General features: G+C 34.4%; 2 protein-coding genes and 1 pseudogene. All 3 read left to right on the forward strand.

Going from position 1 to position 3,141, the window contains the following annotated elements; all coding sequences use genetic code 11:
• Positions 1 to 1,352 (forward strand): annotated as a pseudogene (locus A3EU_RS0125610) (hypothetical protein); the annotation flags it as partial.
• Complete coding sequence (locus tag A3EU_RS0125615; protein ID WP_020539047.1) at positions 1,349 to 1,936, forward strand: hypothetical protein; 588 nt, start codon at positions 1,349 to 1,351, stop codon at positions 1,934 to 1,936. The pseudogene A3EU_RS0125610 and the gene A3EU_RS0125615, both read left to right, overlap by 4 nt.
• 78 nt (positions 1,937 to 2,014) lie before the next feature.
• Positions 2,015 to 3,019 carry an alpha/beta hydrolase gene (locus A3EU_RS0125620; RefSeq protein ID WP_020539048.1) on the forward strand — a complete coding sequence of 335 codons (1,005 nt, stop codon included), beginning with the start codon at positions 2,015 to 2,017 and terminating at the stop codon, positions 3,017 to 3,019.
• Positions 3,020 to 3,141 lie beyond the last annotated feature (122 nt).

Genomic DNA, 3,141 nt, shown 5'->3' on the forward strand with positions numbered 1-3,141 from the left:
CGAACCTCGTACAACACGGGACATGCGGAAATTCAAAAATTTTTTCGGCTGCGCCGAAAATTTCCGAACTTCGCATGTCCCGAAAAACGTTCTGCTCAATTAAGAAAAAGGTAATATTAAGATGCTATATGGCCAATATTGAAGATAAAATAGAACAATACTTTCTAGAAAATATCGAGATTCTAAAAAAGCTTAATAAGCTCTTAGTAAGAGATGTTACGAATGGTAGGCATATTTTGTCAGATAGAGTCTATGAATTTGTGACTCTCTTATTGAGCAATAATACTTCATTTTCGCTTTTAAGAAAAATGCTTGATGAGTATATTTATAACTTGAGCATTTCAAAAACTGAAAAAGAATATTTTATAAGTAAACTATATGATCACCTAGGCAAAATAGGAGGTCAACCCTATATTGATTTGCCTGATTCAGTAGATAATAAATCATTAATTGCTTTTGACAGGGAACTCCATTACTCAATAAGTGGGTTTTTGCTTGGATTTATTAACTTTAGTGATCCAGTTGATTCAGAATTCCGTTCGCAATGTGCGGAATCAATTAGAGAAAGGTCTGAAGTAATGACTATTCTTTTCGTGAAAAAACATATAAATAAGTTCTCCCCCAATCATCAAAAAGAAGTTTCCTCTATAATTAAAAAGTATTTAAGACGAAAAATAAGTGTTAATTTAGCTTACCCAATTATTGACTTTTACTACTTTTTGATGCTTACTTCTAAGGAAGATTTTGAATTAAAAATTGGACGCGAATCCATAACTAAGAATATAAGCTCTGACCTAATCGAAATATGTACTAGAGTCTTAGAAAGAAATCAGGAGGGTAAGAAAGAAGATGAAATAAATGATTATGTTTCAGACTTATTGAGATCGAAAAGCTATAACGTGTCAGACCAAACTCGTAGTGGATTATCAATGAGTAAGTTAAATTCTGGCGAGATTGATCTGATGATTAGAGATAAAAGAGGTCTTCCTGTAACAATAATCGAATGTTTGAAAATTAATAGTGTTAGTGCAAGGGGTAAAAACAAAAACCTTGTTAACCACCTAACTAAACTCCTAGATAATTATGACGGTCTAGGGCTATCTAACAAGCATCTCCTTATTTACTGTTTTGCTAATGACTTTGAAAAATTCAAAAGTAATTACCGATTTTTCTTAGCGATTACTATGAAGGAAGAAGCTTCCAACATCCTTCAATTAGATAGCGTAGGGAATATAAGGAATCCATATGGTGAAGATGTGAGTAATTTAGCCTGTATTTATACATTTCATCGAATAAATGGAGTCTACCAGAAAATAACTCATTATCTCATGAGGTTAAAAAAACAGAAATGATGATTGATATACTTCAAGCAGTAGCGATTTTCTCAGCAGCTATGACTGTAATAGGCGGAGGAATATGGTGGTTTATACAGAAAACTAGTGATACTCTAGCAAAAAAGTATATTGAGAAAGTAAAGCATGAACTTCAACAAGAATTAGCTCAATATAAGTCTCAGTTAGAAATACTAAAAACTGTTATACTAAGGTTTTCAGATAAACAATTTGAGCTCTACAGTAATTTGTGGAATCAGCTTCAAGACTTAAAGTATTCATCTGAGAAATTGTGGGAAGCTGCAAATAAACCCAACCTCAAAGAATTTGGAATAAATCTAAAAAAATCAATGATAGAGATTGATAAAGCATCAATATTCCTCGAGACAGAGCATTATAAAGAGCTAAAAGATATACTCCAATTTTTTAAAGATTATAGAGAAGGAAAAACAAGATTAATAAAAGAGTATGAGAATGCAACTAACCAGGATATTCGTCAGATGGTTGACTTCAACAGGGAGAGAAAGGATAGGTGTTTTGAGTTGATTGATTCAATACAAAAAGACATATCAAATCAAATTAGAGGGGAAAAGAATGAAGACTGAGCAGAACTTTGCTACCCCGTCAAGCTTCCCTTTGGTCAGCCTGCGTGGTAGCCGGAGTTAGCATCAATAAAAATAAATATGAAACTAAAAAGTCTAATTTTGCTTTTTGTCATTAGTCACTTGTCAACTAATTACTGTATAGCTCAAATTTCAGATTTTCCGGCTCCTGGAGAATTGTTTGATAATGGTGGGTATAAAATGCATCTTTTAATAGAAGGGAAAAATAAAACCGGCCCAAACGTAATTTTCTTTCATGGAGCTGGTGATATCGCTCTAAACTGGAATCTTGTTTTACCCAAAGTTGGACAATTCGCAACGGCTGTAGCAATAGACCAAAATGGAGAAGGCTGGAGTGAACATGGACACGGAGCAGCACTAAATCAGCAAGTTTATGATAGCCGACAAGTTCTCCGTAAAGCGGGTATAAATCCTCCATATATTGTTGTTGGGCATTCACTTGGGGGAATAATTGCAAATCTCTTTGCAGTTGAATTTAAAGATGAAATTGCTGGTGTTGTTTTAGTAGATGCAACTCATCCCGATGTGGTCTTAAAAATATATAATAAAGAATCTAAAAAAATGGAATGGAAAAAAATGCGATTAACAGCTAATGATTCTATTCCGCCTGTAATAACTACTCCAATAACCACTCCAAAGGAAATATCCTCTTTTCAAGGTCGAAAAGATTTTGGAAACAAGCTTGATAAGTTTTCAGAAGAGGACAAAGAACGATTTCAGTGGATTTACAACCTGCGCCCATGGACATATATAAAGGGACAGGCAGATACTTATGAGGCTGAAATATTTCAAATGATGTATGAAAACTATGAAGATTATAGTTTATCAGAATTGCCTTTAATTGTAATCACAGGAGGAGCAAAAGAACCCAAAGAAGGAGATGAAAATTGGAGTTCAGAAAGCCTTATGAATCATTCCATTTCTTTACAGAAAAACTTACTCACTTTATCCTCAAATAGTGAGCAGATTATCGCGAAGAATAGTGGACATCATATTCACATCGATGAGCCTGAAGTTGTTGTGGTTGCTATTAAGAAATTAATAAATGATGCTAACAAAAAATAAACGCCATTAAAACGGGCGTTTATTCAAACCGTTGCCCAAGATACTCCGCTTCGCTGCGCATCTTGGGCAACGTTTTTCGGGCAAGCCCGTGTGGCACAAGCTTCTCCGCTGCGCTGCGAACC

Origin of the sequence: Lewinella cohaerens DSM 23179 (assembly GCF_000379805.1) — a bacterium.
Classification (GTDB): domain Bacteria; phylum Bacteroidota; class Bacteroidia; order Chitinophagales; family Saprospiraceae; genus Lewinella; species Lewinella cohaerens.

Bases quoted from the DNA above. Each gene is read 5' to 3' on its own strand.
- A3EU_RS0125620 (WP_020539048.1), top strand. From the start codon at position 2,015: ATGAAACTAAAAAGTCTAATTTTGCTTTTTGTCATTAGTCACTTGTCA.
- A3EU_RS0125615 (WP_020539047.1), top strand. From the start codon at position 1,349: ATGATGATTGATATACTTCAAGCAGTAGCGATTTTCTCAGCAGCTATG.